The sequence below is a fragment of the Leptolyngbya sp. NK1-12 genome, from assembly GCF_032598965.1.
Taxonomy (GTDB): domain Bacteria; phylum Cyanobacteriota; class Cyanobacteriia; order Elainellales; family Elainellaceae; genus Elainella.
In genome coordinates this window covers 906,087-933,084 of the sequence record NZ_CP053586.1, presented here as the reverse complement: position 1 = coordinate 933,084, position 26,998 = coordinate 906,087, and the positions used below count along the sequence as shown (strand labels likewise).

General features: G+C 51.7%; 21 protein-coding genes and 1 tRNA gene. 9 read left to right on the top strand and 13 right to left on the bottom strand.

The annotated features are described in order from the left end of the window. Position 1 precedes the first annotated feature (1 nt). Positions 2-3,178, top strand: a complete 3,177-nt coding sequence (locus tag HJG54_RS03450; protein WP_316433383.1) for a hypothetical protein — start codon at positions 2-4, stop codon at positions 3,176-3,178. A 322-nt stretch (positions 3,179-3,500) separates the two neighbouring features. Next, positions 3,501-5,108 carry a TM0106 family RecB-like putative nuclease gene (locus HJG54_RS03445; RefSeq protein WP_316433382.1) on the top strand — a complete coding sequence of 536 codons (1,608 nt, stop codon included), beginning with the start codon at positions 3,501-3,503 and terminating at the stop codon, positions 5,106-5,108. 20 nt (positions 5,109-5,128) lie between these two features. Here HJG54_RS03445 and HJG54_RS03440 read toward each other — a convergent pair whose 3' ends face one another. After that, positions 5,129-6,235: a DUF1517 domain-containing protein gene (locus tag HJG54_RS03440; RefSeq protein WP_316433381.1), complete on the bottom strand. Its 1,107-nt coding sequence runs from the start codon at positions 6,233-6,235 to the stop codon at positions 5,129-5,131. Positions 6,236-6,472: 237 nt separating this feature from the next. Here HJG54_RS03440 and HJG54_RS03435 point away from each other — a divergent pair, with 237 nt between their 5' ends. Together HJG54_RS03435 and HJG54_RS03430 are read left to right on the top strand one after the other, a co-directional pair. After that, positions 6,473-6,865, top strand: a complete 393-nt coding sequence (locus HJG54_RS03435; RefSeq protein ID WP_316433380.1) for a hypothetical protein — start codon at positions 6,473-6,475, stop codon at positions 6,863-6,865. A gap of 131 nt (positions 6,866-6,996) precedes the next feature. Next, positions 6,997-7,806, top strand: coding sequence for an HAD family hydrolase (locus HJG54_RS03430; protein ID WP_316433379.1), 810 nt, complete (start codon positions 6,997-6,999; stop codon positions 7,804-7,806). A gap of 4 nt (positions 7,807-7,810) precedes the next feature. On the opposite strand, the gene mgtE is transcribed toward HJG54_RS03430, so the two are convergent. The 4 genes from mgtE to HJG54_RS03410 form a co-directional block, all read right to left on the bottom strand. Continuing rightward, positions 7,811-9,175, bottom strand: a complete 1,365-nt coding sequence (gene mgtE / locus HJG54_RS03425) for a magnesium transporter (protein WP_316433378.1) — start codon at positions 9,173-9,175, stop codon at positions 7,811-7,813. Positions 9,176-9,446: 271 nt separating this feature from the next. After that, positions 9,447-12,035 (bottom strand): EAL domain-containing protein, encoded by a 2,589-nt coding sequence (locus HJG54_RS03420; RefSeq protein WP_316433377.1) that lies wholly within the window; start codon positions 12,033-12,035, stop codon positions 9,447-9,449. Positions 12,036-12,440: 405 nt separating this feature from the next. Beyond that, entirely contained in the window at positions 12,441-12,722 is a 282-nt protein-coding gene (locus HJG54_RS03415; RefSeq protein ID WP_316433376.1) for a (2Fe-2S) ferredoxin domain-containing protein, read from the bottom strand. Positions 12,723-12,760: 38 nt separating this feature from the next. Further along, entirely contained in the window at positions 12,761-13,741 is a 981-nt protein-coding gene (locus tag HJG54_RS03410; protein ID WP_316433375.1) for a cysteine synthase A, read from the bottom strand. Between the two features lie 195 nt (positions 13,742-13,936). Here HJG54_RS03410 and HJG54_RS03405 point away from each other — a divergent pair. Then, positions 13,937-14,008, top strand: a tRNA-Val gene (locus tag HJG54_RS03405). An 11-nt stretch (positions 14,009-14,019) separates the two neighbouring features. On the opposite strand, the gene HJG54_RS03400 is transcribed toward HJG54_RS03405, so the two are convergent. The 5 genes from HJG54_RS03400 to HJG54_RS03380 form a co-directional block, all read right to left on the bottom strand. Then, complete coding sequence (locus tag HJG54_RS03400) at positions 14,020-16,086, bottom strand: response regulator (protein ID WP_316433374.1); 2,067 nt, start codon at positions 16,084-16,086, stop codon at positions 14,020-14,022. Continuing rightward, a complete protein-coding gene (locus HJG54_RS03395) occupies positions 16,035-16,493 on the bottom strand; it encodes a response regulator (RefSeq protein WP_036008071.1) in 459 nt (152 codons plus the stop codon). Before HJG54_RS03395 ends, HJG54_RS03400 begins: the two co-directional genes overlap by 52 nt. Then, entirely contained in the window at positions 16,447-18,741 is a 2,295-nt protein-coding gene (locus tag HJG54_RS03390; RefSeq protein WP_316433373.1) for an ATP-binding protein, read from the bottom strand. Before HJG54_RS03390 ends, HJG54_RS03395 begins: the two co-directional genes overlap by 47 nt. Positions 18,742-19,472: 731 nt before the next feature. Beyond that, entirely contained in the window at positions 19,473-19,937 is a 465-nt protein-coding gene (locus HJG54_RS03385; protein ID WP_316433372.1) for a response regulator, read from the bottom strand. A 7-nt stretch (positions 19,938-19,944) separates the two neighbouring features. Then, entirely contained in the window at positions 19,945-20,214 is a 270-nt protein-coding gene (locus HJG54_RS03380) for an ATP-binding protein (RefSeq protein ID WP_316435600.1), read from the bottom strand. A gap of 464 nt (positions 20,215-20,678) precedes the next feature. Here HJG54_RS03380 and rsmH point away from each other — a divergent pair, with 464 nt between their 5' ends. From rsmH to HJG54_RS03365, 3 genes are all read left to right on the top strand, one after another. Beyond that, on the top strand, positions 20,679-21,614 hold the full coding sequence (rsmH, locus tag HJG54_RS03375; protein ID WP_316433371.1) for a 16S rRNA (cytosine(1402)-N(4))-methyltransferase RsmH: 936 nt from the start codon (positions 20,679-20,681) through the stop codon (positions 21,612-21,614). 350 nt (positions 21,615-21,964) lie between these two features. Next, positions 21,965-23,173, top strand: a complete 1,209-nt coding sequence (locus tag HJG54_RS03370) for a glycoside hydrolase family 10 protein (protein ID WP_316433369.1) — start codon at positions 21,965-21,967, stop codon at positions 23,171-23,173. Between the two features lie 122 nt (positions 23,174-23,295). Further along, the gene (locus HJG54_RS03365; RefSeq protein WP_316433367.1) at positions 23,296-24,210 is read left to right on the top strand and encodes a Uma2 family endonuclease; all 915 of its coding nucleotides are present in this window, start codon (positions 23,296-23,298) and stop codon (positions 24,208-24,210) included. A 6-nt stretch (positions 24,211-24,216) separates the two neighbouring features. Here the strand turns inward: HJG54_RS03365 and HJG54_RS03360 are convergent, their stop codons facing one another. Together HJG54_RS03360 and HJG54_RS03355 are read right to left on the bottom strand one after the other, a co-directional pair. Next, complete coding sequence (locus tag HJG54_RS03360; RefSeq protein ID WP_316433366.1) at positions 24,217-24,477, bottom strand: hypothetical protein; 261 nt, start codon at positions 24,475-24,477, stop codon at positions 24,217-24,219. A 103-nt stretch (positions 24,478-24,580) separates the two neighbouring features. Further along, complete coding sequence (locus HJG54_RS03355; RefSeq protein WP_316433365.1) at positions 24,581-25,231, bottom strand: molybdenum cofactor guanylyltransferase; 651 nt, start codon at positions 25,229-25,231, stop codon at positions 24,581-24,583. A gap of 312 nt (positions 25,232-25,543) precedes the next feature. Between HJG54_RS03355 and def the strand changes: the two genes are divergently transcribed. Next, on the top strand, positions 25,544-26,104 hold the full coding sequence (gene def, locus HJG54_RS03350) for a peptide deformylase (protein WP_316433364.1): 561 nt from the start codon (positions 25,544-25,546) through the stop codon (positions 26,102-26,104). Positions 26,105-26,170: 66 nt separating this feature from the next. On the opposite strand, the gene HJG54_RS03345 is transcribed toward def, so the two are convergent. Further along, positions 26,171-26,980 carry a sulfite exporter TauE/SafE family protein gene (locus HJG54_RS03345; protein ID WP_316433363.1) on the bottom strand — a complete coding sequence of 270 codons (810 nt, stop codon included), beginning with the start codon at positions 26,978-26,980 and terminating at the stop codon, positions 26,171-26,173. Positions 26,981-26,998 lie beyond the last annotated feature (18 nt).

The following is a 26,998-nucleotide window of genomic DNA, read 5'->3' as shown; positions in this document are numbered from 1 at the left end:
CATGTCTAAGTCTGCGAACCAGTCTGCTAAACCAGGTCAAAATCACGCTTTTAAGCGCACCACCTCCCGATTAGAGCAGTGGCTGCATTACACGTTTGCTCGTCGCGGGTTCAAGATTCAATATCGGCTGCGCGGTAATACCCTGCACCTGCTTTGTCGTCAAACGCCCTGCCCAGATCAGACCGAACTGCTGCAATGGCTGCTGCCGATTCTGAAAGACACAGACTTTACTAAGCTGCTGCCCGCTGGCGAACCACTGCTTTATCAAGTGCGGCTATACGGCTGCCAACCCGACGAAAAACGCCCTGCCTGGGTCGCCCCCATTTATCTAAATCAACTAGATCACCACCTTGCCCAACTCTGCACCCCAGCCCTAGCCACCGTCGCCCCGACTCCATCAGCCCGTCAGCCCGTCAGCCCTCCACCCGATCTGGCTGCCCTCACCCTCTCCAACACCGTCCTCGCTAAACGGGGAGAGGAGATGGCAATTGCCTGCTACCTGAGTGAAACCCTGAATGAACTGGGTGTGGGTGTGCGGGTAAGTGTGAAAGCAATTCCCTACGTGCCGCCAGCTACGGTACAGCAAGACTTGCCGCAAGATTTGCCACAAGACTTGCCTCTGGCGCTAACCAGCAAACGCCTCTGGGTGTCCTGCGAAGCTGCCTATAGCCCTGACCCGTCCTTGCTGAGTGAGCCGATTACGCAAAAGTTGCGCCAGCTCGAAATCGAAGGGTTTCACGACGCTGTAATTTTGTTTCAGGTGGCTGGAGAAACCCGACCCGACTGGACCCTGCGTGTAGACCTGACGCCGCCAGAAGCGATGCTGCGCGACTGGGCACGCTGGGGTGATGTGATGGCGATTCAACGCTTGCTGAATCAGGACATTCGCTCGCTGCATTTGCAGATCACTACTGCGACGCTGAACGCTACAACGCTACACCTCTGCTGTGCCGCCCAGCCGTCCGAACCGCCCAGCCTAATTATCGACCAGCACAAGCGCCTGAAAGCCGATTTGGCTCTACTATTAGAAGCGATTGCGCCCCAGGGAATTCATGCGGCTACGCTCTATGGTCAGGTGCCCGAATCGGACACACCCGTCTGGGTGGAATGGTTGGATTTGCCAGCCGCTCAGCATCCTGCTTTGGCCGAATCGGCCCTAACCCTAGCCAAACAGGGTGACTGGGAAGCAATCGCCTTTTTGCTGCACCGCCTGCTTAACTCGGATTTGGATGCCTATCTCGCGACCGGCGGGATTCGGCTGCGGCTATTGCCCAAGCAAGATTTGCTGCATGTGATGAGCGAGGCGTTTCGCTGTCCAGACCGCAAGCAGGTCACTCCAACGGTAATTCGCTTTTTGCGCCAGCTCGATCTCCCTGGGATTGCCGGAGTGCGCATCTATGGCCGCCGCGCTGGACAAAAGAAACCGCTCTGGAGCTATGGCATCGACTTTGTGGCACGTTCCCGCTTGGTGCCCGAAGTCGCGCCCGAATTTGCCGCTACCGACGCCTATGTGGCTGACCTATTGCCCCAGCCTGGTGAAGCTGTTATTCGGCCCGATCTGACGCCTGAAGATATTCAGAACGTCTGGACGAATTGGCAGCGGCGTTTGCTTCAGAGCACTCAGCAGTTCCTATTACGCTCCCAGCTATTTATGCCCCATGCCACCACAGGTGTGAATGCTCTACCCGGTCAGAGCAGCCCGCAGGGTCAGAAAATTGTCTGGATCTGGGGCGCGGCGGGCCTGTTACTGCTGCTGCAAACCAACTGGATTCTGGGGCAGGTGTCTCAAAAGCTGGCTCAAGCCAAACCCCGTGGTGAATCAGCAACCATCTCTGCTGCCTCTAAACCTACAACGGCTCAGACCGAGACTGCTTCGCCAATGCCCCAGTTGCCACAGGCAGCCCAACCGCCGCAAGACGATACCTTTAACAGCAGTAGCTTTACTCGCTCTGAGCCAACTCCGCTAAATGATGCATCTACCAAGCCGACCCGATTGGCCTACACGCCTCGCAGCCAAACGGCTCCGTTGATCACGGCAGAAATTTTAGCTGAAGCCCCGTCCTTGCCCAGCTTCAACAGCCCGCTGCTGGATGAAAAACTTCAGCTCTATTATCGATTTGTGGAGCAGTTTGGTCCGCCGGATGTGCTGATTGTCGGCAGCTCCAGAGCGCTGCGAGGGGTTGATCCACTGGCGCTGCAAAATGCCCTGGCCGATCTGGGCTATGACGATGCTAAGGTGTTCAACTTTGGCATTAATGGCGCAACCGCTCAGGTGGTGAACCTATTGGTGCAGCATATTCTTACCCCCGAACAGCTTCCCCGTATGATCGTTTGGGCCGATGGCGCACGGGCCTTTAACAGCGGTACAGTCGATGTTACCTATAACGGCATGGTAGCGTCGCCCGCCTATCGCGAACTGTTGGCCGGAACGCTCGCCATTCCCCACAGCTCAACAGAGACCACCGCTCCCGCCGCCCAGCCCAGTATCAACACCAGCTTGACTGATAGCTACCAGTCGATCGACCGTTGGTTGAGTCAGCAAGTGGGTCAACTCACCGGCAGGCAAACCGACCGAGACCAGTTGAAACATTGGCTACAGCAGCAAATGGTTCGCCTGTTGCCCGGTGATGTAGCGGATGTGGCATCCGGGGCGGATGATGCGGATTCACAGGTGAGCGAAATTCTCAAAACGGGCCAATCCCTACCGGATGAAACCGGCTTTTTGTCGCTGGCAACCCAGTTTAATCCGGCCACCTACTACCAGAAATACGCCAGAGTATTAGGCGCATACGATAGTGACTACGAAAACTTCCGCATTTCCGGCAGCCAAGAGGCGGCGCTGCAGGCATTGTTAAAGTTCACCGCAGCTAGCCAGATTCCGGTGGTGTTTGTTAATCTGCCCCTGACTGAGGATTACCTTGATCCAGTACGGTTGGAATACGAGCAGGAATTTCGCGACTATATGGTGCAGCTCAGTTTGCAGCAGCGCAACTTTGTCTTCCGCGACCTGAGCGAACAATGGACCACGCAATACAGCTACTTTTCTGACCCCAGCCACTTGAATCGCTATGGTGCTCATGCGGTGGCGCTGAAGCTAGCTCAGGATGCCAAAATTCCCTGGCTGAAGCCGCAGGCTACAACCTCGCAAATGGTGACAGATGCGGAGTATGGCAGTTAGGTTTCTGTGCAGTTGTTGCTAGTTGGTTAGCGTTTTGCCAGCCTTGCCAATATAAAAATCTCTGCCCCCATAGCCAAACAGGTCGAAATCAAGTTACATTCATAGGGAATTGGTTCAACAAAGATCCAACCTCTCTGTGAGATCCCAGCCGGTATGAGCCATTGCCGACAGGCCGCTAGCCGAACCCCTTTGAGCCGAACGCACCTGAGTCGAAGTTTGTGCAGCCTTACTCAGTCCTGCGGTTGGCCGATAGCAGAATCGCCACTGAGACGCCTCGCTCTTCATGCCTCTGGCAGTTTTGCCCTGTCTAAGCAGGAGGCTCTTGTCCGTTAGCCCTCACCGACCTAACTTCCAGGAGGCTGAGGGATGCCAACCAGCCTTCTCGGTTCTAGTGTCTAAAAACTTGTTGCCCCTGCCCTCTGTGCCCGTTCAGTCGAGTCCGGAGGGCATTTGGTTAACAGACGATTTGCTGTTTCAATATCAGCGCTGTCAGCGGCGAGCCTTTCTAGAGCTATATGGCGATCCAGAGCAGCGAGACCCGCCGAGCGATTATGTCGCCAAGCTGCGGCAAGATAGTTTAGCCCATCGGCAAACTGTCCTCAGGGAGGAAACAGCCCACCGGCCCCAATATCCAGCCAGAGACTGGACCGCAGGAGCTACCGCTACATTGGCTCTGATGCAGCAGGGCGTGGAGCGAATCGCTGAGGCAGTGCTGCTGGTCGAGCTAGAGAATGGCCTGCGGCTCGTGAGCTGTCCCAATTTGCTGATTAAACAGCCCGGTCAGTCGATCTTTGGTGATTGGATCTATGTACCTGCCGATATTCGCCTGGGCAAACGGCCCAAAATGGATTATCAGATTACTGTTGCCTTTCATGCCTATGTATTAACTGCAGTGCAGGGAGCTTGGCCGGAAACTGGCTGGCTGTTTCTGCGGCAGCGGGGAGCCTATGCGGTGAACCTGACTGAAACGGTGCCCCGGATGCAGGACATTTTGCGAGACTGCATTCAAACCCTGCTGCACCCCGAAGAACCGGAAGTGTTTATCGCCCATAACCGCTGCGACCTCTGCCAGTGGTTTAACCATTGCTACGAACTGGCCCAAATTGATACCCACCTATCGTTGCTGCCGGGGGTAACGCCCAGTCGCTATACGCATTTGCGCGCTCTTGAGCTAACTACCCTGGAAGCACTGGCCTCAGCTAATCCCAAGCAGTTGGAAAACCTCCCTGGGTTCGGCCTGCAAGTCGCCCAGCGGTTGGTGAAACAGGCGCAAGCTATGCTTTATAACCAGGCAATTGCCGATGCGTCAGAGCCTGCCGAGCTATTGCTCTCCCTAGATGAACTGCCCACTGCGCCCATCGAACTCTACTTCGACATCGAAGCTGCACCAGAACCAAGTTTGATTTATCTGCATGGGCTACTCGTGGTCAACCGGGTTACTCAGACCGAAACTTTCTACCCGCTGCTGGCCCAATCGACTGCCGAAGAAGAACTAATTTGGCGACAGTTTCTGGATCTTGTCTGGCGCTATGCCGATGCGCCCATCTTTCACTTTTGCCCCTACGAGGTGCAGGCAGTACGGCGGCTAGGAGAAGTCTACAACACGCCTCCGGAGCTGGTAGAACCCTTGATGCACCGCTTTATCGATTTGCATGAGCGCGTTACCCGTGTAGCAATTCTGCCGGTTGAGAGCTATGCCCTGAAGCCAATTGCCCGCTGGCTCGGCTTCAACTGGCGCGATCCGGATGCTGGCGGTGCCCAGTCGATTTGCTGGTTTGCCCAATGGATGGAAACGGGTGAACAGCGATATCTAGACGCGATCCTGCGCTACAACGAAGACGACTGCCGCGCGACCTATCGAATTAAGGATTGGCTAGTTCAGTTCTGTCAGCCGACTCCCCATTCTTCATTGCGTTTAATGGGTGGGTGAGTGGGTGAGTGGGTGGGTCTCTAAAGCTGGACCAGGTCTGGATATTGGGCAATTAACTCCTCGCGGCTGAGGCTGTCTCGCTCATCCTGTGGTGTCCAAAGCAGTTCGTAGACCAGCAGATAGTCGGGGGAAATCGCACCCAACCGTTGCAGTGCCTGTTTCAGTTCACTAGTGGACCGCACCGTACCGATCAAGGGATAATCATCGGCGGTACCTACCAACAGGGTCACGACGATGTAAGCCGCCGGATCAGCATCGCTGGTCGGCAGGGTTTGGCGACGTACTTGGCCACCCACATTCACCAGCGTTTCCATGCTGAATTTACTGCGCTCTTCCAGAGAGAGGCGTTCAAACAGGCGGCTGCCTGCTTCGCGAGTTTTTAGGGTTTGGGAGCTGCTGCGCGCATGGGTCCAGTACTCCGGGTTGCGCAACAGGGCCAGAATCGTCTCCCGCAGTAGTTCGGATAGACCTTGCTTGGTGCTCAGGTCTGCTTGCTCGGCAAGGGTCGTTAAGTCTCGCTGAAGTTCGCGAGCCTGAGCGAGTAAGGCTACCTGTAGCCGCGTCACAGTTACCACGTCGTTTGCCAATTCGTTTAGCTGATCAGCGCCCGTTTGCTCAGATTTAGTAGAACTTAAACGAATATAGTTGAGAACAATCGGTAAAACAGCAAAACCTAAAACCAGCAATACAAAAATGAAGCCAACATCTAATCCGTCGTCTACGGGTTCAGCATAGGTTGGGCTGGGGATATAGGTTGGACCAGGAGCAGCAGGAAAGGGAATTAGAATCGGTGCGGGAGCCGGATAGCTGGGATAGTAAGAGCGGGGATAGGGGCGGCTTGGCCGTTCATCATAATCAGAGTAACCTTCTGAATAACCCCTGGGAGCAGACCGACTGTAGCTGGGAGTTGGGCTATAGCTGGGGGCTGGCGACGAGGGCCGATTAAAGGTGCCGCCTTTAGCCCGTCCGCCAGAAATCGCGGCTTGATTGACATTGGCCGATAGTACTCCCTGTTGTAGGGCACTGTGTAGTGTCGTAGTCGCAAGTTGGTACAGACACAGCGTACTCACCAATGCTAATAGTAAAATCAATGACCAAAACAAGCGCGGTCTGCCATTGCGGTACATGTTCTTGCTCCCTGTTGTTCTCTAACCTTCTCTAGCTTTCTCTAACCTTCTCTGGCCTGCCTCGCCTCAAATCCTACCCTGACTTTTGGTAAGACAACCAATAAGATTTTAGGTACTAGTTGTAGGACCAGCGTTCTAACCAGTTATTCAGTTGAGAGCCTTGTAAGCTACCTGGTAGTTTCTCAGAATTCCCTGTCGCTATTCCCTTTTATTTCTTATCTTCCACCAGATTGCCCTATGCAGGTATTCAAGCTAGCTGTAATTTACTTTGCTATTGTTTTCGGGGCTGGATTTGTGCTTGGTTTTATTCGCGTCCTGTTGGTTGCGCCCCATGTTGGAACTAGAATGGCTGAGCTGCTGGAGATGCCGCTGATGTTGATTGCAATTGGGCTAGCGGCGCGTTGGGTGAGGCAGCATGCTGATTTCACGAATTCCTGGAGTCTATTTAGTTTGGGTCTGATTGCTCTAGGTCTGCTGCTGCTGGCAGAGATCGCGGTCGGTATGGGACTGCGCGGATTGTCGCCGACTGAATCGTTGATCAACCCTGATCCGGTCTCTGGCACAATCTACTACATCATGCTGGGTGTGTTTGCGCTCATGCCTTGGCTTCTTACTCGTGTTCGCCTGTAGTTGAAAGTTATATAGCCGTCGCCACGACAGTGAGGACGGAGATATTGTTGTAGGGGCGCTTCGCGCCCACAACAGTGGCCTATCTCTTCTGGCAAACACTATAGTTGAAAGTCATAGTTGAAATTCTGCCCATGACCTTTACCCAATCCTGGCAACCCTTGCAGCCACTCACCTCTGCTGCACTTCAATCAGTGCGTTTGATTGCTACCGACATGGATGGTACGCTGACGCAGGCAGAAAAATTTACTCCTCTACTGCTGCAAACCCTATCGGAGCTAGCAGAGGCTAGTATTCCTGTGCTGATTGTCACCGGACGTTCGGCGGGATGGGTCAGTGCGATTGTGCATTATCTGCCCGTAGCTGGAGCAATTGCTGAAAACGGGGGCCTGTACTACTCCAGAGACGAAGTAGCTATTGGCCTGTCTGATATTTCTAATCGCGTCGAGCATCGCCAAAAGCTGGCGCAGATGTTCGCTGATTTACAGCGAGAATTCCCCAAAATCCAAGAGTCCACCGACAATCCGTTTCGGATCACAGATTGGACCTTCGATGTGCAAGGGCTGAGCTTAAGAGAGTTGCAGCACATGCAGAGCCGCTGTCATCAGCAGGGCTGGGGGTTTACCTATAGTACGGTGCAATGTCATATCAAGCCGCTGCAGCAGGAAAAGGCAATCGGCCTGCAAACGGTTCTAAACCGCTATTTTCCGCAGCTTACGCCAGTTGAGGTCATCACTGTGGGCGACAGCCCCAATGACCAGAGTTTGTTCGACCCCAACTATTTTCCGGTTTCAGTCGGGGTCGCGAACCTGCGGCACTATGTAGACCAAATCACCCATCTACCTGCCTATCTGACTCAGAAGGCTGAAGTTGCAGGCTTTTGTGAACTCGTGTCGTATATGAAAAGTCATGAAAAAAGACGCTCTAATGAACGTCTCCAGTAAAAATCTATCCAACTATCCGCAAAGCAACTGAAATCAGACTGAGGAAGGTGAGAAACCCAACTGCATCCAGGGTAGTGGTCAACAGGGGGCCGCTGATCAGGGCTGGATCGAGGTTGAGCCGCTTTAGGCCCATCGGCAACAGGGTGCCCAGCGTGACAGCAAGCAGCACATTCGTCAGCATTACCAGTCCTGCCAATGCCCCAACCCAGCGTTCGTGCGGCGGTGCCCAAACGAGAGATAGCAGACTCAGGGCAAGTCCTAGCACCAGCGCCGTTCCGATTCCCGCTAAAATCTCTTTGCGCAAAACTTGCAGCGTATCTTTAGGAGTAATTTCGCCTACACCCAAGCCCCGTACCGTTACAGACAGAACTTGAAACGCCACATTGCCACTGCTGTTGGCCAAAATCGGCATCAGGACTGACAGAACTGGCACCAGCGAAATCACCCCCTGAAACGGTGCAATTGCACTCGCTGCACCAATATAAAGGGCAATGTTGCCTACCAGCCAGGGGAGACGTTTGCGTAGTGTAACTTGGGGCGAAGCTAGGGCCGATTCATCACCGCCGCTGACACCCGCTAGCTTTTGGATATCTTCGGTGGCTTCTTCTTCCAGAATATCCACCACATCATCGATGGTGACAATCCCCACCAGCCGGTCTTCCCGATCCACCACTGGCAAGGCAATCAGGTCATAGCGCTTCATGATCTGCGCCACTTCTTCCTGCGGCATCTGGGTGTAGGCTTTGATCACGCGGGTACTGGCCACATCTCGCACCAGCGTTGTCGGAATTGTGAAGAACAACTGCCGCAGGGATACCACCCGCACCAAGCGCCGCTGATCGTCAGTGACATAGGCGTAGTAGATGGTTTCTTTGTCTTGGTCAGTCGAACGGATTTTTTCCAGCGCTTCACCAACGGTCAGCCCTTCGCGCAACTGCACATATTCAGTGGTCATCACCCGGCCTGCCGTGCCTTCCGGATAGCCGAGGATCGTGGCGGTGGCTTGGCGTTCGCTGGAGCTGAGCTGTTGCAGCAGGCGTTTAACAATCCGGGCGGGTAGTTCGTCAAACAGTTCGGCCCGGTCATCGGGACGCATCGATTCCACCAATCGCCGCACATCCGCCGCTTGCAAGGAGCTGATCAACTCTTCCTGAATGTCGGGCGGCAGATATTCGAATACATCAGTAGCAATGTCTTTGTTCAGCAGTCGGAAGGCAATGGCGCGCCGTTCGGACGGGAGATCCACAATGTAATCACCAACATCCACAGCCGGAAGTTGATTCAACTCCCATTTGACTTGGTTTAAGCCCGCAACTTCTGTCCCAGTAAACTCTGCTAGAGAAATGTGCTTCTCTGGGGTAGTGAGCATGACAACCTCCTATAGCCTCCCACGCGCTGGGAGACTAACGGCTCACCAGCCTAGAGAGGGAATGTACTGTGGGGGAATGGACTTCGGTCCATAAGAACTCTAAATTCAACATCAGTGCCGCCTAGGGGCATAGCACTGCTAATGTACATATTAGCCGCGAATGCGTCTGAGTGGTTACCCCCAGAAGGGAGATTCACAATTTACATCCATTTTCAAAAAATCGGCATAAACCGAAGCAACCATCCGGATTAATCAGATTCGCGAGTGGATCTCAAGAGTGCAAAAGCTGACTCTCTAGCAGCAGCGTCGCTTCTTCGGTTGATAGGGGCGGACTAAACAAATAGCCCTGCATTTCTTCACAGTCGAGCGAGAGCAGCGAATGTTCTTGCACCTTGGTCTCAACGCCTTCGGCTACTAGTTTCAGATTCAGCACTCGTCCCATTGCAATAATGGCGGCCACAATTGCCTTGTCGTTTGGATCGGTGGTCAAATCTCGCACAAAGGACTGATCGATTTTGAGGGTATTAAAGGGAAATTTCTTCAGATAGCCGAGCGACGAATAGCCAGTGCCAAAATCATCCATTGCCATCGAAACACCCATGCGGTGCAGTTCGCAGAGAATTGTTTTGGTCAGCTCCACGTTTTTCATCACGGTGGTTTCGGTAATTTCCAGCTCCAGGTAGCGGGGAGCCAATCCCGTATCGCTCAGCACCTGCGCCACCATCTCGACCAAATTGGGCTGCCGCAATTGACGCGCCGAAAGATTGACGGCAATTTGGACTGGAGGTAAACCAGCCGCCTGCCAAGCGCAAGTTTGGGCACAGGCAGTACGCAGCACCCATTCGCCAATTGGTACAATCAAACCATTTTCTTCGGCTAGGGGAATGAACTTAGCGGGCGACACTAGCCCCATTTCTGGGTGTTGCCAGCGTAAAAGCGCTTCCATTTGGGTAATCTCCCCTGTTACCACATTCACCTGCGGCTGGTAATACAGCACAAACTCCCGGCGTTCCAGAGCACGGTGCAGGTGGCTTTCCAGCGCTAGCCATTCCGAGGTTTCTGAGTTGATTGCCGAGGTATAGAGATGATAACCATTGCGTCCGCTGTCTTTGGCCCGGTAGAGGGCGGCATCGGCATTTTTGAGCAGAGTCTCAGCGTCTTCACCATCGTTGGGGTAAACTGCGATGCCAATGCTGCTGCTAATGTGGAGCCTGTGCCCCTCTAGCTTAAAGTCAGCTTTCATCGCCCAGAGGATCTTTTGGGCAATGGTGACAGCATCTTCAACACAGTTGATATCGGTTAAGAGCAGCGTAAACTCATCACCAGCCCAGCGCGCCACTAGGTCGTGCTTCCGCAGGCAAGTGCGCAACCGCTGTGCAACTTCTTGCAGCAACTGGTCTCCAGCAGCATGTCCCAATGAGTCGTTGATTAGCTTGAAGCGATCCAGGTCTATAAACATCACGGCTAAGAGCTTTTGCTGCCGAATCGCCTCAGTTAGTGCGTCAGCTAGCCGCTGATTGAAAAACATCCGGTTGGGCAAGCCAGTGAGCAGATCGTGAGAGGCTTGGTAACGAATTTTGGCTTCGGTTTGCAGCCGTTCAGTGACATCCCGAAAACTCCAGACTCGCCCAATTACGGAATCGCCTGAGCGCTGGGGACAGGACCGTCCTTCCAGATAGCGCCCGTCTTTCAGCTCCAAAATGTCGTGGCTTTCAATCTGCGGCTGTGTGTAGAGTTCTTGGATCCGGCTAGAAAACTGGTAAGGATGCTTGAGAAAGCGAGCGATGAACTTCAGATCATGAAACTGATCCCAAGAAATGAGCTGATTAGTTGATATTTGCCAAAGCTCAGCGAACTTTTGGTTGAAATTGAGGATGTTTCCCTGCCCATTCGTGACTAAAATGCCGTCGGCAGTGGCTTCAAATGTGGCTTGCAGCAGTGAAAGGGAATTGCCCAGCTTTTCTTGGGTGCGTTGACGGTCGCTAACATCCCGCTTGATGGCGACGCGATTGGTAATTTGTCCCGCTTTGTTGTGAATTGGAAAAATCGTCACTTCTTGAGGATAGGATGAGCCGTCCTTGCGCCTACCCATACAGGAGCCTTGCCAGACCTTCCCTGCCGCAATGGTTCGGGCAATCTCTTGATACAAAATCTCGTCGGGCTGTCCCAGACAAAACAATTCGGCAACGGTTTTGCCCATCACCTCATCGCGTTGATAGCCGGTAATGCGTTCGAAGGCTGGATTGACGTAGAGTAAACGGGCATCGGCATCGGTGATTTCAATCGCGTCAGCCGCTTGCTCTAATACTGCCGTAGCTAGCTCAGCCTGTCGCAGGGCCTGCCGTAGCTCAGCCCGCTGTTCGGCAATTTTTTCAGCCAGTCGGCGTGTATCCGATAGGCTGGTGGCGCGCGCCTGAAGCAATAGCAGCATATCCGAGGCGGCACCGCGACTGGATCGGTTGGCCACCTTAGCAACCAGTGAATTTAAGGCGTAGGCATCATCGAGGCGAGGCGAGCCAAGAAAGTAAATCAGTTCCTGCTGTTCAACATAAATGGCGCGGCCTTCAAACTGGACTTGGTTAGCTAGACATTCCAACCGCAGCAAATCATCGAGCGGCTGAGTCAGGGATTGAAACTCAACGCTGGGTTGTCGAAGCTGAAAGTAGTAATCAATTGGTTGACCTGGGGTGAGGTGAGGACAGAGCCGCTGCATGGCATCTCCAATCTGCACGAGCTGGCCGTCGGCCCGAAAGGCTAAATAGAATGGAAATGCTTGCGTGAGTAGATTCGCGGAAAGACCAGTATGAGCAAACCCCTTGTAGTAGCGATTCTGGTTAAATACCAGCGGTGACTTGGTCATAATCAGCGGCTGCACCCCTCACGTTGAAATTGGGCTGATTGGGACTCGGTGAAACGACTTATGATTCTGGGAAGGCACTCCAAATCAGAACCAGAAGGCATAGAAGACAGACTATCGGCATCGCTGGGAATCAAGCATTGCTCAAGCTAGTGGCTCATGGCTGTGTGCCTAGGTACCTGAGCTAGAGAAATTGCGGGTAAGAGGTGAAGTCGTGAAACTCTAAAATCAGCAGGTCTGTATTTTTTTCTAGTAGAAAATATAGATAGAACCGAACTGAGAAATGGGTCAGATCAAGCGTATCGCTAATTCTGGGTTATCTTCAATAAAGCTGAGCCGTTGGAGCGCAGCAAGCGCAGTTTCACAGACTAGATTGCTTGAAGCTATCAAAAGCTTCTGTAGATTCCCTTAGGATGGATGATATTTAGGATATAACAAAGCCTTGACCTGCTGACCACGCCGCAGATGCTGCTGCACAATAGTCGGTACTTCATCAGGGTGAACCCGAGAATACCAGACCTGGTCGGGCATCACGAGCACCATCGGCCCGTTGCCACATTGACCCAGACAGGCACAGCCCTGGATTGTGGCGTTGGGCGAGAATTCAGTTTGAAAAGCTGCCAGCACTTTGGCCGCTCCCGCTTTACGACAGGTGGTGTTCTGGCAAATCAGAACAGTTTTAGTGGACATGGTGAGAGCGACAGACTATAGCTGACACACGCTTAGTTTTAGATGCCATCGATCAGCAAATTTTTGTTCGCCAGCCACTCGCGGTTAAACAGACGAGACTGGTAACGGGCACCGCCATCACACAGCACGGTGACAATCGTGTGGCCAGGACCGAGTTGTTTGGCTAGAGCAACCGCAGCTCCGACATTGATACCCACCGAACCACCCATAAACAACCCATCTTGGCGCAGCAGTTGGTAGATTACCCGCAGCGCTTCTGGATCCTCGACTTGCATTGCATCATCGATCGGCACATTTTCCATATTGGCGGTAACGCGGCTATTGCCAATCCCCTCGGTGATAGAGTTTCCCTCGATTGTAATCGTTCCGGTTTTGGCATAGCTATAGAGACCGCTACCCATTGGATCGGCCAAAACGCATTTCACGTCTGGGTTTTTTTCTTTTAGAAATAACGAGACGCCTGCATAGGTGCCGCCGGTTCCGGTTGCTGCGACCCAAGCATCAATTTTGCCGTCGGTTTGCGCCCAAATCTCTGGCCCAGTAGTTTCGTAGTGGGCACGGCGGTTGGCGAGGTTATCAAACTGGTTGGCCCAAATTGCATTCTCCATCTCAGCCGCAATTCTGCCAGATAGCCTGACGTAGTTGTTGGGATCCCGATAGGGGACCGCCGGTACGGGCCGCACCTCAGCTCCTAGCGTCCGCAGCATGTCCATCTTTTCCTGCGATTGGGTGTCGGGAATGATAATTAAGCACTTGTAGCCCTTGGCATTGCAGATATGGGCGAGGCCAATCCCGGTATTGCCAGCCGTGCCTTCTACGACGGTGCCGCCCGGTTTCAGTAACCCTTTTTCTTCAGCATCCTGAATGATGTAGAGTGCTGCCCGGTCTTTCACCGACCCACCAGGGTTGAGAAACTCTGCCTTGCCCAGAATTTCGCATCCGGTTGCTTCAGAAAAGCTGTTGAGCCGAATTAGGGGGGTATTGCCGACTGCACCTACAAATCCGTCTTTGATATCCATGCTCGAATTACCTAGCTGTACCTATAAAATTCTCACCGATCGAGGTGTGGATGGGGGCGACCAAACTAACTTTTATAAAAAGGCCCGAAATTCATGGCTGGCATTTCCCAAAAGGTGGAACTTTGAGCTAATATAGTACTCCGGAGCGGACCCTACACCCAACTTTTAGAGTGGTTCAGCTCCGGCAGGAATCTAGGGCGATTAGCACAGTGGTAGCGCACTTCCTTCACACGGAAGGGGTCACTGGTTCGAATCCAGTATCGCCCATTTTTTGTTTGCTATTGGCCATTAGTCGTTCGTAGGCGAGTTTGGGTTGCGACGACTTGCAAGAGTTCTTTAGTGGTGAAGGGTTTGAGCAGAAAGTCCTGGAAGCCCAGGTGCTTGGCTTGGGCAATCGTTTCGGGGGAATGGAGGCCACTCATAGCCACTGCACGGAGATTAGGATTAAACCGCTGTAGGACTGAAATAACGGCCAACCCATCCATTTGAGGCATCATCAGATCAACGAGTACGGTGTGAACTTCAGTGGGATGGTCAGCTAAAAGGGTGATTGCTGCAATACCGCTACTGGCCGTCAGCACACGGTAATTATATGCCTCCAGAGTAGCTCTGGTCGTTTCGCAGATCATTGCTTCATCGTCTACAACCAGAATGCATTCCTGCTGGCCGAAAGGTAACTCTGACGGTTCGTCAGGAGGCATGTCGTCGGCTTGGCTAGCGGGCAAATAGATGGTAAATTGGCTGCCCTGGTTAATTTGGCTTTGCACATCGATGAAGCCACCGTGACTTTTGACAATTCCCAGGACAGCTGAGAGTCCCAGTCCTGTTCCTTTACCAATTTCTTTGGTAGTAAAGAAGGGATCGAAAATTCGGTGTAATGTATCCGATGTCATCCCCGTTCCTGTATCACTTACAGTTACAGCTACATACGCTCCTGGCTGAGCATCTAGATGAAGACGGGCATACTCTTGCTCAATAATTTGGTTTTTAGCTGTAACTTCTAGCATGCCGCCTTCTGGCATAGCATCTCTAGCGTTGACACAGAGATTCATGAATACCTGATGGAGTTGGGTGGCATCGCCTAAAATCGTCCATAAGTCAGCAGGTAGATCGACTAGAATTTCGATCGATTTGGGCAATGTTTGCTGAATGATTTTTTGAATTTCCAGCAGCAGATGGTTGATTTGCAAACAGCCGCGTTTGCCTTCGACCCCACGGGCAAAGGAGAGAATTTGGCGAGTTAGCTCGGTACCGCGACGGGCACTGCTTTCTAAAATCACCAGCATCCGCTGCACCTGCTCATCGGCATCGGGTAGTTTCAACGGCAGTAACTGAGCTACAGCTAGAACCGGCGTCAGAATATTGTTGAGGTCATGGGCAATGCCGCTAGCTAGGGTGCCTAAGCTCTCTAAACGCTGTGCCCGCAAAAACTGGGCTTCGAGCTGCTTCTTTTCGGTGATGTCCATGTGGATGCCAATCAGCCGCAGGGGATGACCTGTCGCATCTCGAAACAGGCTACCTTTGATGGCGATCCAGCGGATTTCTCCAGCGGGTAAGAGAATGCGAAACTCGCTGTTGATGCCCTCACCGATCCGAACGGCCTGCCACAGTTCTTGTTCGATCTGACTGCGATCATCCGGGTGGAGGGCTTGTATCCAAGCGTCGAAGCGGCCATCAAAACTGCCGGGATCTAGTCCGTAGAGGGCTTCTAGTTCTGCAGTCCAGGTGATTTGGTGAGTTTGAATGTTCCATTCAAACATGCCGATTTTGGCGGCTCGCTGAGCCAACTCCAGACGTTCTTGAATGCCTTGCCGCCATTCAATTTCTTGTCGCAGTAGTTCGTTGCTAGTGGCCAGTTCTGCCGTGCGTTCCTGTACCCGTTGCTCCAAAGCTTCGTTGGCTTCGCGCAGCGCTTCGGCTCCATGTTTGCGCTCAATTGCGTAGTGGAGTGAGCGGACTAGCACGGCCTGGTTAATTTGGCGTTTAAACAGGTAATCCTGTGCGCCATGCCGTACCGCTTCTACGGCTAGTTCATCGTCGTTGGTGTTGGTGAGCACCACAATCGGCAGGTTGGGAGCTTGGCCCAGCAAGGTATCGAGAGAGGCAATGCCGGTACTGTCAGGCAGGGTCAAATCGAGCAGAATCACGTCAAAGCAGGTGATTTTAAGTTGCTCGGTTGCCTCGGCTAAGCGTTTGACATGGGTGAGTTGGAAATGGCTCAGGAGGGTTCCCTGCAACACTTCTTGCAGAAACCGAGCTTCGGCTAGATTATCTTCGACCAACAGCACTTTGATCAAGATTCTACCGCTGGAGCGGGCGGTGGCAATGTTGCAGTTTCCAACCAAAATTCTTGAATCCCCCGGACAATTTTGAATAGCTGAGCCAAGTTGCGTGATTTGGAGATATAGCAGTTGACATGCAGATCATAACTTTTGCAGATGTCTTCTTCGTTACGCGAGGTAGTGAGCACCACGACAGGAATGTGCCTGAGGGCTGGATCGGCTTTGATTTCCGCCAGCACCTCTCGCCCGTCTTTTTTGGGCAGGTTGAGGTCGAGCAGAATTAGGTCCGGACGCACCGCTTCTGCAAAATCCCCATCCTGCCGCAGGTAGGCCATTGCCTCCATGCCATCCCGTGCCACAATCACCTGACACTGAACGGCAGTGGTTTTCAGCGCTTCTTGAATTAAGCGAATATCGCCGCGATTATCTTCCACCAGAAAGATAATTTTGCTTTTTGCGTCCGCCAGCATTGCGCTCACGCCCTCCTACCGGAATCATGAAATAGAAAGTGGCCCCTTCACCGAGTTGTGATTCCACCCAGATGCGGCCCCGATGACACTCGACAATTTTCTTGCAGATGGCCAGCCCCATGCCTGAACCGGGATATTCATCGCGGGTATGCAGCCGCTGGAAGATGACAAAAATTCGCTGGGCAAACTGCGGATCGATGCCAATGCCGTTGTCTTGCACCGAGAACAGCCACGCGTCTTCCTGTCGCTGCACGCCAATGTGAATCTGGGGTGGCTCTTCGGGTTTGCGGAACTTGATCGCGTTGCCAATCAGATTCTGGAACAACTGCATCAGTTGGGTACCGTCAGCCACAATCGTGGGCATGGGATCTGAAGTAATCACCGCGCCGGTTTCGGCAATTCGTCCGCGTAGATTATTGCGGGCCTGATTCAGAGCCATTTCCACTTCAGTCAACTCCCACTCGATGCCTTTCAAATCTACCTTGGAGTAGGCCAGCACATCGTCGATCAGGGTTTGCATCAGGCCGACACCTTCCACCGCAAAGCCGATAAACTCTTTAGCGTCTTGATCCAGGGCTTCGTCATAGCGCATCTCCAAAAGCTGCACATAGTTGGCCACCTGATTCAGCGGCTCTTGCAAATCGTGGGATGCGACATAGGCAAACTTCTTCAGTTCGGCGTTCGAGCGCTCTAGATCCTGAGCCAGCAGAGTTAGTTCTTCTGCCTGCCGCAGCACAATGTTGACAATCGCTTTGCGCAGTTCTAGCGTGGCCTTGATCTCGACCGGCTTCCAGGGCAAGGACTTCAGCCGTACCGTTTCCTTCCACAGCTCAAACGACTTCCGCGGACAGAGTTTCAGGTCATTGCCGCTCTGCTGCACCTCATAGGCATGGTGGGGATCGCCGCCCCAGTTCACGGTTTGGATCACCTCAGGCCGGAACCACAGCACATAGCTGCGTTTGGAAATTGGAATCGCCAGTAAACCGCTCGCCACATCCTTGAATCGCTCTGCGTCGGAGTAAACCAGCGGCAGCGAATCGGTGTAGAACACTTCGCCATCCACAGTTTTGGCGAGCCACTGCACCAGGTAATTCAATTCGTCTTCGGGTGGGGTGCGGCCCAGGGTCGTCCAGTGGCCGCTGAAGCAAATCGCCGCGCCGCTAGCGTTGGCTAATTCCAGTAAATTCGGTTCGTGTTGGGTGAGGCCATCGATGAAATTATCTTCTTGCGACATCCATTCGACCAGGGCGGATTGCACCTGAGCCAGCTTGATTCGATAGTTGTGGTCTGCCGTTTCTTCGCGGGTGGAAATCTCGGCAAAAATCACTCGGCCCAAAAATTCGCAGGCTTTGCGCAGCTCGTAGGGCACTTGTTTCGGCGTGCGGTGGTGGCAGGCAATCAGCCCCCAGAGGGTTTGATCTTTAATGAGCGAGATCGTCAGCGAGGCTCCGACGCCCATGTTGTGCAGGTATTCCAGATGGCAGGGATAGGCACTGCGCAAAATCGAGAGGGTTAGATCGGTGGATTGGTTGGTGATCGGATTCTGGCGAGGATACAGCTCCACCGGCGAGGCTTTGGCATCGGGAATTACCCGAATCCAATTGGAGAGAAACATCTTGCGGGCGGGTTGGGGAATATCCGATTCCGGATAGTGCAGTCCCAGGTAGGATTCCATTTCTGCCAGCTTTTCTTCCGCCACCACTTCGCCATGCCCGTCTTGGTCAAATCGGTAGAGCATCACCCGATCAAACCCCGTTACCTTGCGGACTTCCCGCACAATAATTTGACAGAAATCTTGCAGATTCGAGGTGGCTTCTAGCTGATTAATCGAGGCCCGCGCTAGATGGTAAAAACTCAAGAACGGAATATTTTCGTGCGTCAAGGCTGGCTCTAGTTCCAATACCAAGAACCCGTCGGCACTGCGATGAAACACCGCATCAAACACCAGATAATCATCGCCTTTCCGCCGCACCCAGACCTTCGTAGGGTTGATCAAATCCAGATTCTCGTAGCTCAAGCCCGTGCGGAACCGATCCACCTGAAACGAATCGAGAATCTCGTCTAAGGTTTTGCCAATTACCTGTTCTACGGACATGTCAAAGGCAGTCGAAACATTGCGGCTGGCCTGCAAAATTGTTAAATCTGGCTCTTGCAAAACCAGCAGAACGCCGTGGGGTTGGATTTGCGTCAAGCTACGAATCGAAGGCTGTTTCAGGCTAGTCAGATTCGGTGTTTGCTCTAGGTTCATATTGGATATGGATACCTCCACACAAAGTAATGGATAAGGTGAGTAAAACGGTTTTTTGCAGCTAATGAAAACGAAACGGGCAATGAAGCTGATAGCGTTCTCAAGCAAGCTAGAAAATCACCACACCTAGGTTTGAGAAGGTGCAAGTGATGTAGCAATCTTTCAATACTTTCTAACTCAAAGGGCAGAACGCGAATTGAAGTGATGGCTGTTTGTCTGATATAAAACCTGCTCAGAATTGAAATTCCGAGCTAGTAGCGTAAGTTCATTCAAATGGACTAAATCCTTCTCCTTTGACGGATTTGGGGACTTCTGTTATGAGCTAGGAAATTGATTTCCTGCTAAACAAAATGGCAAAACCAAAGATTTGCCAGTCAATCAGGACGGGTGGTCAACAAAAGAACTAGTTCATTTACATCCTATTTTGGTCAACGCAGATTGCAGCGATTCAGCTAGCTATCGAATTAATCAACTCAATTGCCGCCATTTCCCTCATATTCTACTAGGCTGAATCGCTATCTGTTAGGGCGCTAGCATTGGGCAAGAATGCCCTGATTTCCGTACAGTGGTGGATTGCAGCATGGGGGCTGACTAAAGAGAATTATTAAATAAATCAAAAGCTTTGAAAAATTAAAAAATTGGTTTTGGATCACAGCAAAATCCAATCAAAACTTGGTTTTAAACAATAAAGGTGCATTTTTCTTAAAACAAAGAGTTAATTATGTGAACGCTTACTCTCCTGGAAGAGTTACAATTTCTAACCAAAATTCTTCAATCCGTTTGACAATTTGGGCAAGCTGTTCCAGATCCGAGGATTTAATCACATAGCAATTGCCTTGGAGCGTGTAGCTATTCAAAATATCCGTTTCCTCGGTTGACATAGTTAGGACCACCACCGGAATGCGCCGCAGCTGGGGATCGGCTTTCAGCTCGGCCAACAGTTCTCTGCCGTCTTTTCCAGGCAAATTCAAGTCCAGCAAAATCAAATCGGGTCGGCGGGTACTCGCATAGTCGCCCTGTTGTCGCAGGAATTGCATCGCCTGCTCCCCGTTGCCAATGGCTATAATCTGCGGCTGTAGGGTTGTTTGGGCTAGTGTCTGTTGAATGGTCTGAATGTGGTCAGGGTTATCTTCCACAATCAAAATCAATTGCTCTGCCGCAGGTTCTTCCATATCCGGGTCAAAAGATGCTCTCATCCAAACTTTACTTCATTAAGACCGAAATTTCGGTCGATGGCGTAAATTTTCCCTGAAATGAAGGAACTGATTGACGTAAAGGAATTCGCATCATAAACTCGGTGCCTTTCCCAGGAGTGGAAAAGCACTCTAATTTGCCACCATGTTTTTCTGTAATGATTTGGTAGCTGATCGATAAGTCCATTCCGGTGCCTTTTCCAGGTGGTTTGGTGGTAAAGCAAGGATCAAAAATTCGCTGTTGAATTTCTGGTGGCATACCGCTACCGTTATCGGCGATGGCAACTTCTGCCCAGTCTGTATCAAATGCAGTTCGGATTGTGATTTGATTCGGGCTGTCTATGGTGTCTTAAGATCGCCTTGCGCTGCTGTCTTCAAGGGAATCAATCGTATTCACCAAAAGGTTCATAACAACCTGATTTATCTGTCCAGTATAGCATTCAACTAGTGGTAGATTTACGTAATCTTATAACTTCAATCACGGGGCGTGGGGGTTGGGCTTTGAGTCGGTGTTGCAAAATCAGCAGGGTGCTTTCGATGCTTTCATAGATATCTCTTTCATAGATATCTCTTTCATGAATATCTATGGACATCTACAGATTTGAATTCCGCTTCGTCCGTGCGAGAGAAGGTGCGCAGCGACAAAACAATCTGACGAATTCGCTCGGTCCCTGGCTGCATCGAGTTGAGGATTATCATCATATTGCGAAACTTTAGAATGCGGTAAGCTGAAGGACAGTCGAGATGGGCAACCCTGTGGAGCCAATTGTCAGCCAAGAAAATCAAGCCTTTGTGCATATTCCTGTCCTAGCGTCAGCGGTAGTTGAGGGATTGGCGGTTCAGGCAGGCGGGCATTATCTGGACGCCACCGTGGGCGGCGGTGGTCATAGCGCCCTGATTCTGGCAGCCGCAGCCGATGTGCGAGTGACAGCGTTAGATCAAGATCCACAGGCATTGCAAGCCGCTCAGCAACGGTTAGCCGAGTATGGCAATCGGGTACAGTTTCACCACACTAACTTTGCCGTTTTTGAGCCAGGAAACCAGCGATTTGACGGCATTTTGGCCGATTTAGGCGTCAGCTCAGCCCAGTTTGACTGGGGCGACCGGGGCTTCAGTTTCCGGCAAGAGGCACCGCTAGATATGCGGATGAATCCCCAACAAGACCTAACCGCCGCTGAGATTGTCAACACCTGGAACGAAACTGACCTGGCAAATCTAATTTACACCTACGGCGAAGAGCGACTATCACGCCAAATTGCTCGCCGGATTGTCGAACGCCGACCGTTTCAGACCACCACCGAACTCGCAGAAACCATTTTTCACTCCGTGCCGCGCTCCTACCGCTATGGCAGAATTCATCCAGCTACCCGCACCTTTCAGGCCCTGCGCATCGCCGTCAACCAAGAACTAGACGTACTGCAAACCTTTCTACAAAAAGCACCCCTGTGGCTCAAACCTAACGGGCGGCTGGCCATTATTAGCTTCCACAGTTTAGAAGATCGAATCGTCAAACACGCCCTCAAGGACTCAGACCTTTTGCGAGTGATCACCAAAAAGCCAATTGCACCCGGTGAAACCGAAATCGCGCAAAATTCCCGTGCTCGCTCTGCCAAACTGCGAATAGCAATGCGAATAGCTGATGAATATTCAATCGATCCACAAGATAACTATTCAAGATAATTATTCAAGATAACTATTCAAGATAACTATTATCGACATAATAGCCCTGCGCGCATCTCAGAAGAGGATTGTGCTATGCACACACTGCGCGAACGAACTCAAGTTTAGCGAGCAAAACGAATTCATTTTCGATCTACTGAGCTTCAGGAACCATTTGGTCAGCAAATCATTCAAATTTTCAAGCGCCTGTGATTGCCAACAGGTCAATATACTGGCCATTTGTCTAAATCAAATCCAGCAAGAGTGATTTAACCCGGCCAAAAACTTGTAGACTATAGGGCTAGTCGATTTGCTCCCGGTTTGGGGGGGTGTCATTTGTCCAATCGCTTGCTTCCATCCCAGTTCAGCCTATGACCGTGCCTAACATGACCCGTTTCATGACCAAAGGATGGCGATGCTCAACCCGATGGTTGCTGCCAGCCTTGTTTTTGCTATCGTTGATGGCGGTGCTGATGGCGAGTGCCTTTGTCCCAACGGTGGCCCAATATCCCCGGCAGGAGATTCGCGGCGTCTGGATGACCACCAACGACACTGATATTCTGCGAGATCACGCCAAACTACAGGATGCAGTTGGTCAACTGGCCCGACTGAATTTCAATACAATCTATCCGGTGGTCTGGAATGCGGGCTATGCCATGTATCCTAGTACGGTGGTGCAGCAAGCTGGGATTCAATCCTTTGTCTATCGCGGCATTCAGGGTCAGGATATCCTGGCCGATCTGATTGCTCAGGGCCATGCTCGCGGCATGCTTATAGTCCCCTGGTTTGAATTTGGCTTTATGGCTCCACCCACCTCAGAACTGGCGACCAAATATGCCAACTGGCTGACGCAAAAGCAGGATGGTACCAAAACCTCAATGAGCGCCGCTGGGGAAGTGGTATGGCTGAATCCGTTTCGTCCAGAGGTGCAGCAGTTTATTTCTAGTCTTGTACTCGAAATCGTCACTCGCTACGATGCTGACGGCATTCAGTTTGACGATCACATGAGCTTGCCGAACGAATTCGGCTACGATAGCTACACGATTAGTTTGTACCAAAAAGAAACTGGCAAGACCCCTCCGGCAGACCCCAAGGATCCGGATTGGGTGCGCTGGCGAGCCAACAAAATCACTGCCTTTATGGTGCAGCTACACAACGCAGTCAAAGCGGTTAAACCGCAGGCCATTTTCTCGATTTCGCCTAATTATTATGACTTCGCCTATCGCTTCCATCTTCAGGACTGGCTGGCGTGGGTGCGGCAAAATGCGGTGGATGAGCTGATTGTGCAGGTGTATCGTCCCAATCTGCAAAGTTTTCTAGAGCAAATCACTCGTTCAGAAATTCGAGAAGCGAGGCAAAAAATTCCTACGGGTATCGGTATCTTGACTGGTCTACGCAACAATCCGGTGGCAATGTCCATGATTCAAGCCCAAACCCAGTCGGCCCGCGCTCAGGGGTTAGGCATCTGCTTTTTCTACTACGAAAGCCTGTGGGACTATGCACCAGAGCCTCCAGAACAACGGCAAGCGGGATTTCAGTCCCTCTTTCCCTACCAGGCCGTTCGCTCAACTCGGCTTTAACAGGCATGTGCTGATCGCAGTGCATTCGTAGATCAGCAACTTGGCTGCTGTCAAAATTTCCGCAGGTCCCAACTTGGAGTAAAACTAGGGATAAAGCATGTAGTTAACTGCTGAGGGTGACGATGACTCCCATTACTCACAAACCGAGTCTAGAGCAGGTTGATCCACCTCGCTCACCGCGTGAAACGCTGCCGACCATGTACGATTTGCCGAGTGAGAATCCCCAGGAGCCGGGTGTGCCAGATGTATTTCATGATCTTCAGCCTCAGTTGCTGAGCAGTTCCCTTCGCTTGCGGGAATATAGCCGCGAAAATTGGTTTACAGCGTCTGACCTGAATTTGTACTACGATGTCAATCACCCGCTTTGGTATAAGCGGCCTGACTGGTTTTTAGCCGTTGATGTGCCGCACTTGTATGAAGGCGAAGACCTGCGGCGTAGTTATGTCGTTTGGCAAGAAGGCAAGAACCCCTACGTGATGATTGAGTTTCTGTCTCCCGGTACGGAAATGGAAGATTTGGGACGCTTTTACGATCAAACAGCTCAAGTGACAAACCCAGCATCGTCTACAGCCGCAGCCAATCCCGTGGAAAGTGACCCAAAAAATAACTCTGAACAACCCATTACTGCACCTCCTACCTCCCCTACTAAATTAGAGGTATACGAGCGCTATTTGCGGGTGCCTCACTATTTGGTTTATAGCCGCCATACACAACGGTTACGCTACTTCAAACTCGATGGCGGTCAATATCAAGAACAACCGCTGAACGCAAATAATCCAATTGTCTGGTTAGCGGATTTAGAAATTGGTTTGGGGATTTGGCAAGGCGTGTTTGAAGCCGTGCCCGGTTTTTGGTTGCGCTGGTGCGATCAAGAGGGGAACTGGTTACTCACTGATGCAGAGCAGTCCCAAGTTCAACTGCTGCAAGCAGCTCGCAATTTGTTAGAAACCGGCATGGCGATGGAACAAGTTGCTCAACTGTTGGGATTGTCAGCAGCTCAGATCGAAGACTACTGCAAAGGCAAATTGATACTCTAAAATACTCTAAATTTTGCCCTCAGACCGCTGGTGCCAAATAATATTACCTATCACGGTAATAATCAGGGTGATGCCTCCTGCAACTACAGCCAGCATAGGATTGTAACCACTGCGGCTAAGGGTTTGCATCCACACGTGAGTACGCTCCGAGGAAACTAAAAGATCCGCCAATAGCGGAAACAGGTACATCAGCGATGCGCCTACAATCAACCAGCCCCCCATCAAGGCGAGTAGAAAAACAGTTCTGAAAGTTGATTGGCTACCCATAGGCATTACAGACAAACCTTACTATCAAAAGCTACACCATAGACTGTCATTAGATCAAATTGCTTCTGACTCCTGGCTTTTGCCTCTCTCCCATTTTTATCCCTCACTCAAGATGGCCTCGCACCTGCCGCAACTCCTCTGGTGTATTGCAATTGAACAGCATCTCAAAGTCAGTCAAGGGTAAGGCTTCAACCGCTTGATTGGCTAACCATTGCTGGAACGAAAGTCCGCCATTTTGTACATAGGCCGCTAGCGAGGCCCTACACCCAACTCGGTAAAAGCCACATAGCGGTTCCCACCAGCCCGCCGGATTCCGAGGCAAGCAGGCAATAGTGGTGGTTGCAGTAGAGGGTAGTTCACTCAGCCACTGCTGCAAAATCTCTGGACTTAAGTTGGGCAAATCGCAAGCCAACAGCAGCACCCAATCGTTTGGAGCGGCTTGAACCTGGGACAGCCCTTGCAAAAATCCGATCAGGGGGCCATGAGTGGTGGTTGAAGAAATGGTTTCGTTCGGCAGTGGCACTTCCTGCACTAGCTGAATTGGCGGGTCAGAGTCTTGCAGCAGCGGACGATAACGATCAACCCAGGGCGTCACCACATAAACCGAATTGACGCATTGCAGTGCTACCCAACAGACTCGTTGCAGCAACGGCACTCCATCGATCGCAATCAAGGCTTTGTCTTGCCCCATGCGGGAACTGAGTCCACCCGCCAGCACAATAGCATTAATTCTTTGTAGCTTGGTCTGTGCCATGTCACCTCATATCTAATTCGATTCCTACAACTACTTTGCTCTTACCGGAATTATATTCACCAGTTTTCAACCATCCTCACAACTTCAGACCCAAAACTTGCCCGCTGATGATTAAGTAAACCTTTTGATACGTTTGCCGGTTGTCCAGACTCACAGTTCACAACTTAAAACTTAAAACTCAAAGTTTAAAGCTTAAAACTTTTGCTTTAATTTTCAGCAAGGACTCAATAAATTTAGCCTTAAGGGATACGACATGGCTGAAAAGATCAGGGTAAAGTTAGGCTGGAGGTCTATCGTCAAGCGAGGCAAGCTATGACCACTGTACAAACTGCGCCCAAGCGCTTAGAAATCTCCCAGTTGGGCAATCCAATTTTGCGCCAGATTGCTCAGCCGATTGACAATGTCCATGACCGCAACATCCAAGCGTTGATCGATGATTTGCTCACTACCTTGATCGAGTTGAACGGGGTTGGGATCGCGGCTCCCCAAGTTGCTGTTCCCTATCGGTTGTTGATTGTGGCATCTCGTCCAAATGCTCGCTATCCGCATGCGCCAGTGATGGAACCAACGGTGATGGTGAATCCCCATCTAGTCAGCCATTCCGGAGAGGTCGTGAAGGATTGGGAAGGATGCCTTAGCGTGCCGGGAATCCGGGGACTTGTGCCGCGCTATCGCTGGATCGAGGTGGAGTATATCAGCCGCGAGGGCGGGCTAATTCGTCAAGAGCTGACCGATTTTGTAGCTCGCATCTTTCAGCATGAGCTGGATCATTTGAATGGCATGGTATTTCTTGATCGCCTCGAAAGCGTTAGAGACATTGTTACCGACCAAGAATATCTCTGTCGTCTAGTTCCGACTCGCACGGTTGCTTGATACCAGTCGCTGAATACTTATAGAAGACACCGTTTATTCATCCATTGAAGTTGTTGCAACTATAGTTCAAACCCAGTTTAGAAAGCCCCAAGCAGAAAGTCCTCTCAGGAGCATATACACCGCTAAACCGATCAAAAAGACCCGAAACAGTAAGTTGACCGTCTGATCGGGTAAGCGAGGCAACAACCGAGTTCCAAACTGAGCACCTAAAACACCACCCATTCCCAAACAAAGTCCGGGGATCCACAGCACATTGCCATTCCATGCATGTTGGGCCAGTCCAGAAATGGCAATCGCCACAATTGCCCCTAAACTAGTCCGCACCGCCGCTTTGATTGATTCTCCTAAAAACAGCATTTGCAGTGGCACCATCACGACACCACCACCGACGCCAAACAATCCTGACAGCACGCCTGCCAGTAAGCCAATAGCTGCGGTTGGCTTCCAGCGAATTGAATCAGAAACTGTTTTGGTAGCATCTTGACTGCCAGCTTGCTGGCGCTGTAATCGCTGCCGCAAATTCATCAGGTAGATCGTCAGGAGCAGCAGTACCGCAAACCCAATCGAGAGCAAGGCATCTGGCAATTGATCGCCCAACCACGCGCCTACCTGAGCGGTAACGATGCCAAACCCGGCCAGTACTAGCGAGACGCGCCAGTTGAGTTCTCCGGCTCTGAAGTTGCGCAAACTGCCCGATATCGAACTGAGAAACACTCCCACTAAACTAGTTGCCGTTGCCTGCACCAGGGGCACACCAAACAGCGTCAGAGCGGGTACCATCAGCAAGCCACCGCCAATGCCCAGTAAGCCAGACAAAACGCCAGTAAAGCTGCCCAAAACGAACAGCAAACCCCAGCCCAATGGTGTTTCTAGCATGGCCCAATCCCAGCGCGG